The following is a 6,742-nucleotide window of genomic DNA, read 5'->3' on the forward strand; positions in this document are numbered from 1 at the left end:
CCATCGCCCAGGCGTAACCGTACTTCCCGAACCAGCCCCGGACCCGCCGCGCCTTCGGGGCGGGACCGGGGAGGGCCGCTCCGGGGGCCTGGGAGACCCCCGAGGCGGGCTCGGCCGTCTTCTGACTCATGACTGGAATCCGGGGACCGCGCCCTTGGCCTTCTGCTGAGCCTGGGCGAGCGCGTCCTGAAGGGACGCCTGGTTGCCGAGGATCTTCTGGTAGTACGGGGTGAACATGTCGTAGAGGTCGCCGGCGCCGGGTGCGGCGGGACGCGGTTTCGAGCCGTCCAACGGCGTCTGGAACGCGGCGATCTGCTTGTTCCCCGCGACCTCCGGCCTGGCGTACACCGACTTGCGGGTGGGCATCGTGTTGTTCTTCGAGGCGATGTAGGCCTGGCTCTCCGCGGAGGTCATGAACTGCACGAACAACTCCGAAGCGGCGATGTTCGGCGACCCGGCGTAGACCACGAGGTTGTGCCCCCCGACCGGGCCGCCCTGGCCCGCGGGCCCGGCGGGCACCGGCGCCACGCCCAGGTTGTCCGGGTTGGCGAAGGCGCTACCGGAAAGGTATTCCTTCACCGCCCACGGCCCGTTGAGCACCATGCCGATCGTGCCGCTCTTGAAGCCGTTGTTCATGTTGGTGTACTTGTTCGAGCTCGTGTCGGTCGCGCCGATTCCGGGCTGGGCAAGGGATTTCGCCGTGGTGATCGCGGCCGCCATCTTGTCGCCGTCCAGCGTGATCTTCTTCGCCTGCGTGTCCACCACGTCCCCGCCCTCCCCGTAGAGGAACGGGAGCAGGAAGTAGGAATCGGCGTTGACGAACACGCCGGTGGTCCCCGGAACCTTTTGTTCCAGTTGCTGGGCGGCGGTTTTCACCTCGTCCCAGGTCCTGGGCACGCTGGTGATCCCGGCCTTGGCGAAGAGGTCCTTGTTGTAGAGCAGCGCGAGCGTGTCGGTGACCTCGGGGACGCCGTAGGTCTTGCCCTGGTACTTCGCACTGGCATAGGACACCGGCAGGAAGTCGCCGTCGTCGGTCAGTGCGGGGGTGCCGTCCAGGGGCTGCAGGTAGCCGAGGGCCGCGAAGGTCGGGGTCCAGCCGACGTCCGCCCGCATCACGTCGGGGGCGCCGTTGCCCGCCTGCGCGGCGGTCTTGAACTTGTCGTCCGAGCCGTCGAACGGGACGTTGACGTAGTTCACGTGGATCTTCGGGTACTTCTGCTCGAACTTCGCCACGAGATCCTTGAACGCGGGCGATTCGGTGGACGCCGCCGAGGTGTCCCACCAGGTGATGGTGCCGGAGACCGAGTTCGGGTCGGTACCGGCGGAGTTCTGCGTGCCGCCGCCGCAGGCCGTGGCGGCCAGGGCGACGGAGGCCACCAGGGCACCGAGGGCACTTCGTCTGCTGATCATCGTGCTGCTCTCCTCGTCGAGAGGGGGATGACGCCGGTTCGGGTGATCAAGACCATAACGACGCCACCTCCGCGTTGCAAGAACTTTCTGCAACTTTCAGGAGACGCTTGCAAGGTGGGTTCACCGACGCCGGGCCGCCAGGAGACCTCCGGTACGGCTCGGCAAATGTCCACTGTGGATAGCGCCCGCCACCCCCCCGGGGGAGGTGGCGGGCGCCGGCTCACGCCCTGCGGGCCGCTTCGAACGGCACCCGGTCGAACACGAACCGGCTTCGGACGATCCTGCCGTCGACGACGGTCAGGCATTCGGCGCCGGGCGCGCTCTTCACCGGTACCGTCTCCGTGTCGTACATGATCACGGCGGTGTCCTCGTCGCCGAACGCCGCGATCAGGCGGGAACCGGTCAGGATCCGCACGAACGGCGCCATGAAGGCCCGGTACGCCTCGGCGCCTTCCAGGCGGCCCGCAGGCGCGTCGCAGACGATGTCCTCCGCGACGTAGGTCATCGCCCCGTCCAGGTCGTGTCCGGTCCACGCCTCGAAGTAGGCGAGTGCTGTCCGCAGTGCGGGTGTGTCGGTCATGCTCGTTTCCCTTCGCGAGTGCTTGCGCTACCTGTACGGACACCGTGGGCGTGGCGAACGGAACGGTGGCACCATGCGCAAGGTGGATCACCGCACACTGGGGCTGGCGCGAGCGGGCGACGAAGAGGCGTTTCGCGAGCTGATCGAGCCGTACCGGCATGAGCTGCAGGTGCACTGCTACCGGATGCTGGGCTCGTTGACCGACGCCGAAGACATGCTGCAGGAGACCCTGCTCGCCGCCTGGCGCGGGCTGAGCGGGTTCCAGGAGCGAGCTTCGCTGCGCACCTGGCTGTACCGCATCGCGACCAACCGCTGCCTCAACGCGCTGAGGGCGGCGGGCAGGCGCGCTGTCACAGAGCCGTCACCGCCGTTCGAACCGCCGGAACCGACCGGCCGGGACGAGATCACCTGGTTGCAGCCCTGCCCGGACACTCTTCTGGAAGCACTCCCCGACACCGCGCCAGGGCCCGAAGCCCGTTATCAGACCGTCGAGGCGATCGAACTGGCCTTCATCGCCGGGCTGCAGCGCATGCCACCCCGCCAGGCCGCCACCCTCCTGCTCCGTGACGTACTGGGCTTCGGCAACGACGAAGTGGCAGCCATGCTCGGCACCAGTCCGACCGCGGTCAAGGGTGCGTTGCAGCGGGCCCGGGCCGCGCTCGGGCAGGAGCCGGGCAGGGCACGGCCGGACGCGGCGCTGGAAAAGGAACTCGTCCGCCGTTTCGCCGAGGCCTTCGCCGCCGCCGACGTCGACCGGGTGGTCGAACTGCTCACCGACGACGCGTGGTTGTCCATGCCACCGGCACCGCACCATTACCGGGGGCGGGCCGCGATCGCGTCGTTCCTTCGCACGGCCTTCGGCTTCCGCGGCGAGCGCCGCATGCACTTGCTGCCCACCCGCGCCAACACCCAGCCCGCGCTGGCCACCTATCTCGCCGAGCGCGGTGCGCGAGTGGCCACCCCGGCGGGGATCATCGTGCTGACGGCCGGGGCTGATCGGATCAAGGCGGTCGTTCGGTTCCACGCCGACGGTCTCTACCGGAGGTTCGGGCTTCCGGAGGCGCTGGCGGGGCCGGGCTGAGGTGACGGGCGCGGCGAACTCGGTTCACGCGCTGCCGGTGCGGGCGGCGGTGAGGACCACGGTGGCGTAGGGCATCGTGAAGCGGCCTCCCAGCTTGTCGATCGCGGCGCCGACGCCCTCCAGAACCGCTGCCTGCTTTTCCGCCGGGAGATGGGTGAGCAGGCCCTGGGTGGGCATCTGGTCCAGCCATTCGTCCCGCGTGTACGACCGCTCCCAGTCGAATCGCCAGTGCTCCGGATCGCCGAACCCGCCCGCCTGCCGGATCCCGTCCGCGGGCTTGGTGAGCATTTTCTGATAGACGTCCATTCCTTGGCGATCCCCTCGGAGGTCGAACGGCGCGTCGGGTACCAGTCGCCGGTACACCGCGGCGAAGGCTTCCGCCACTTCCGGCGGAAGCTGGAAGATGTGCCAGAACGCCGCGAGCCGCCCGCCGGGACGCAGCACCCGCGCCGCCTTCGCCGCCCCCGCGAACGGGTCCACCCAGTGCCAGGCCGTTCCGGCGACGACGCCGTCGAACATCCTGCCTGCCGGTTCCCAGGTCTCGAAGGTGGACACCTCGACCTCGATCCCCTCGCGCCGCGCGAAGCCGGCCATGCGCTCGTCGGGTTCGACGCCCAGCACGCGGCAGCCTGCCGCGCGGAACTGGCGGGCTTCGATGCCGGTGCCGCACCCCACGTCGAGAAGGTCGGGCCCGGGAGTGGCGGCGATGACGGCCTCCACCATGGCATCGGGATAGGGGGGCCTCGTGCGGTCGTAGCGCTCGGCGTCCACGCCGAACGATTCCGCCATCCGCCGGTGCCGGTGCGGCTCGGAGTCGGACGGGGGCAAGGGTTCATCGGGTAAAGTGGGCATGTGCCCACGCTAGTGGGCGCGCGCCCACTATGGCAACCGGGCCGTGCTGAGGAAGGACCACAGGTGCCGACTGGTGTTCACATCCGCGATGTACGCGAGCAGTTGTTCGCCGCCGCCGAGCGCGTCCTGCTCCGGGAGGGGCCGAACGCACTGACCAGCCGGGCGGTCACCACCGAGGCGGGGTGCGCCAAGGGGGTCCTGCATCGGCACTTCCCCGATTTCGACGCGTTTCTCGCCGAACTCGTGCTCGACCGCATCCGCCGCATCGACGCACAGGCCGCCGACCTGCGCGCCTCCGCCGGAACCGGCACCGTCGCGGGCAATCTCACCGAGGCGCTGGCCGCGGTGTTCGACTCGGTCGCCGTGTCGATCGTCCCCCTGGTGACCTTCCGGGACGAACTGCGCGCCCGGATCCGCGAAGCCAGGCCTGCCGGCGGTGTTCCGGTCCTGGGGGACGCCGCGGCCATGGTCGCCGGCTACCTTGCCGCCGAACGGGATCTCGGCCGCATCGTGGCGACGACGGACATCGACACCCTCGCGCCCACCCTGATCGGGGCCGGACACCTGCTGTTCGCCGATCGCGACACCCCGCCCCCGGACATCGACGCCCTGCGGAAGGTCGTGACCACCGTGATCGCCGGGGCCGGATCGCGGTAGGCGCCGGCCGGGTCCGCCGAAGACCCGGCCGGCGAGCAGCAGGCTAGGACCACGAATCGAGAAGCTCCCGCAGCCCTTTCTTCGTGTCCGGATCCGGTTCCCGGTGGTGTGCTTCACGAACGCGCGCCCGCATTTCCGGTGGGACGCTTTCCGCGGGCCAGGCCGCAAGGGCTCGCGCGGCCGTGTTCCGGTTGCCGGTCAAGCGGTTCGCCAGCGCCACCCCGAGCAGCGGCCCGCCCTGCCCCGGATGCTCGGCCAGGTGGTTCACCAGGAGGCCGAGCACCCGGTCGAAGGCGCGGTCGCGGCCGAAGCCCGGGTCGGTCGCCGGTCCGGTGACCAGTTCGGGCAGCGGTAACAGTTCCTGGGCGAACGCCACGACCTCGGCGATCTCATGGGCCGGATGCTCGTCGAGCAGGCACTGCCACAGGTAGCCGTCGTCGGGATGGGCCCGCAGCCTCCACCGGAGGTGCTCGCCCACCGCGATGCCCAGCTGCCGGGCGGGCCAGAGGGCGTTCCGGAAGGCAGGAAGATCACCTTCGGCCAGCGCACTGGCCACGGTGGCGCGCCACCCTGGCTCCTTCGCCGTGGCGAGGCAGGTCTCCCGCAGAGCCGACCGGGTCCGCTCGTCCCAGTCCAGGCTCGCCGCGATCTCCGTGTCGAGGAACTTCGCGAGCCGGAGCAGGACGGTGACGCGGCCCGGATGCGGTGGCCGGGTGCGCACGAGTGCCACGTAACGGCACAGGGCCGGAGGACCGTCCGGGTAGTCCTCGATGTTCTTCGCCGGTCCCGCGGGCCCGGCCAGGGTTTCGAGGATGTCACCCGCGCCGTCGAGCAGGGCGTCGTCGACCTCCTCGTCGAGCAGGGCCGCATAGAGCCCGCCGGTGGTGGCGGCGAGGTGCGCCAGGTACTCGCCGGTGACGCCGTTGCGGAACCCTTCGCGCAGCAGCCAGCTTCTGATCTCCGGATCGCCGGTGCCCGCCAGCCGTTCCACGGCGTGGATGCGGCCCCATCCGTCGACCCGCCGGGCCAGCTCGAACACCGCATGCGGTGGCTCCGGCTGGGACCTCAGCAACGCCACCACGGCGTAGAGGCTGAGATCCTCCAGAGTGCCCAGCACCAGCAGGAGTTCACGGTCCCGCTCGTCGCCGGACAGGCCCAGCAGGACGATTCCGGTGGCCACCGCGTTGCGGCGGGTGCCGTGTCCGGTGAGCCGGAGCGCGATCTCGCGCAACCGGTCCCTGGGCAGGCTTCGCCGCCGCAGTTCCGCGGTGAGGGGATCGGCGATGGTGAGCGTGTCGACGGCGGCGAGCCTGTCGTGCAGGGCAGCCAGATCTGTTGTGGTGGGCGGGGAGCCGACGAGGCGCTCGAGTTCCTCGGCCGTCTCGGCCGCACCCGCCTCGTCGGGGCGGAACCTGAAATGGTGAGTTCGCACGCCGTCTTCGACGGCGCCCGACATGACGCGAACCTCGTCCGGGTCCTCGTCGGGCAGGGGATAGCCGCCATGCGGCCAGGGACCAGGGCCATGGAGCGCGGCCGAGGCCAGTGCGTGGGAAAGAAACGTCGGTCGCGCGTCGACCGCTGCCTCCGGCAGCCGCCACGCCTGGCGCCTCATCGGCGCGGGCTGAAGGAGCCCTTCCTGTCGATCATGCGGCTCATCATGCCCGATCCCTCCGGGCCAGGGCAACCGGGTTCGCCGGGGCTCGCCTCAGCCGATTTCGTAGTCGAACCGGATCCGGTGCGTGCCGTCGGAGTCGACCACGAGCCCGCCCGAACCGGAGATCCCCGCCAGCTCCCCGGTGCCGCTGCCGGGCACGATGGTGAAGAACTCGGCCGTGCGATCGGTGCCCGAGGTGGTCGCCGAATGGACGAAGTTGAACGCGCCGGTGCGGCGGTTCAGCGACCCTTCGAAGGATTCCATGGCGACGTAGGTGCCGACCCCCTTCGCCTGGTCGAACGCGGCGGTGAACAGTGTCGCCGAACGGCCCGACGCTTCGCCCTCGAAGTGTTTTTCCATCGTGGCGACCCCGACCGGGAGGCCGGTGGTCACCGCCGGTTCGGGCACCACTTCGGTCGGGACGAAGGATTTCACGGTGAACGTGGCTTCTGCTCTCATACCGCCGGAAGCTAGCAGGCGAGTACGACAAAACCCGGCATCCCACCCC

General features: G+C 70.1%; 7 protein-coding genes. 2 read left to right on the forward strand and 5 right to left on the reverse strand.

The window, feature by feature from the left end; translation table 11 throughout:
* Positions 1–126 precede the first annotated feature (126 nt).
* Together FNH05_RS28295 and FNH05_RS28300 are read right to left on the reverse strand one after the other, a co-directional pair.
* Complete coding sequence (locus FNH05_RS28295; protein ID WP_483964230.1) at positions 127–1,410, reverse strand: extracellular solute-binding protein; 1,284 nt, start codon at positions 1,408–1,410, stop codon at positions 127–129.
* Positions 1,411–1,630: 220 nt separating this feature from the next.
* Positions 1,631–1,990, reverse strand: a complete 360-nt coding sequence (locus tag FNH05_RS28300) for a nuclear transport factor 2 family protein (RefSeq protein ID WP_144591899.1) — start codon at positions 1,988–1,990, stop codon at positions 1,631–1,633.
* A gap of 73 nt (positions 1,991–2,063) precedes the next feature.
* Between FNH05_RS28300 and FNH05_RS28305 the strand changes: the two genes are divergently transcribed.
* Complete coding sequence (locus FNH05_RS28305; RefSeq protein WP_144591900.1) at positions 2,064–3,071, forward strand: RNA polymerase subunit sigma-70; 1,008 nt, start codon at positions 2,064–2,066, stop codon at positions 3,069–3,071.
* Positions 3,072–3,095: 24 nt separating this feature from the next.
* Here FNH05_RS28305 and FNH05_RS28310 read toward each other — a convergent pair whose 3' ends face one another.
* Positions 3,096–3,860 carry a class I SAM-dependent methyltransferase gene (locus FNH05_RS28310; RefSeq protein ID WP_222426732.1) on the reverse strand — a complete coding sequence of 255 codons (765 nt, stop codon included), beginning with the start codon at positions 3,858–3,860 and terminating at the stop codon, positions 3,096–3,098.
* Between the two features lie 126 nt (positions 3,861–3,986).
* Here FNH05_RS28310 and FNH05_RS28315 point away from each other — a divergent pair, with 126 nt between their 5' ends.
* Entirely contained in the window at positions 3,987–4,580 is a 594-nt protein-coding gene (locus tag FNH05_RS28315; protein WP_144591902.1) for a TetR family transcriptional regulator, read from the forward strand.
* A gap of 43 nt (positions 4,581–4,623) precedes the next feature.
* Here the strand turns inward: FNH05_RS28315 and FNH05_RS28320 are convergent, their stop codons facing one another.
* Both FNH05_RS28320 and FNH05_RS28325 read right to left on the reverse strand, forming a co-directional pair.
* Positions 4,624–6,192 carry a hypothetical protein gene (locus tag FNH05_RS28320; RefSeq protein WP_144591903.1) on the reverse strand — a complete coding sequence of 523 codons (1,569 nt, stop codon included), beginning with the start codon at positions 6,190–6,192 and terminating at the stop codon, positions 4,624–4,626.
* 93 nt (positions 6,193–6,285) lie between these two features.
* A complete protein-coding gene (locus FNH05_RS28325; RefSeq protein WP_144591904.1) occupies positions 6,286–6,693 on the reverse strand; it encodes a DUF3224 domain-containing protein in 408 nt (135 codons plus the stop codon).
* Between the last annotated feature and the right edge of the window lie 49 nt (positions 6,694–6,742).

It is taken from the genome of Amycolatopsis rhizosphaerae, assembly GCF_007713715.1.
In the GTDB taxonomy this organism is placed as follows: Bacteria; Actinomycetota; Actinomycetes; order Mycobacteriales; family Pseudonocardiaceae; genus Amycolatopsis_E; species Amycolatopsis_E rhizosphaerae.